Below are 493 nucleotides of genomic sequence, written 5' to 3' on the forward strand. Positions count from 1 at the left end.
TCGACCAACCGATTTGCTCTTGAAACTGACACCGATCCGAGGCATTCCCTTAGCCCGCGCCATGCCCAATCCCCGTGGCGAGGGAGCTTGCTCCCGCTGGGGCGCGAAGCGGCCCTAAAACCCGGCGACGCGGTGGATCAGGTTGATTGAGTGAGCTTGAGAGGGGGCTGCTGCGCAGCCCAGCGGGAGCAAGCTCCCTCGCCACAAAAGCATCCCGCTCGACCAACCGATCTATTCTTGAGACTGACACTGACTCGAGGCATTCCCTTAACCCACGCCGTGCCCAATCCCCCGTGGCGAGGGAGCTTGCTCCCGCTGGGGCGCGAAGCGGCCCTAGAACCCGGCGACGCGGTGGATCAGGTTGATTGAGTGAGTTTGAGACGGGGCTGCTGCGCAGCCCAGCGGGAGCAAGCTCCCTCGCCACAAAAGCATCCCGCTCGACCAACCGATTTGCTCTTGAAACTGACACTGATTCGAGGCATTCCCTTAACCC

The sequence above is a fragment of the Pseudomonas sp. NFACC46-3 genome, assembly GCF_900114515.1.
Lineage (GTDB): Bacteria > Pseudomonadota > Gammaproteobacteria > Pseudomonadales > Pseudomonadaceae > Aquipseudomonas > Aquipseudomonas fluorescens_Q.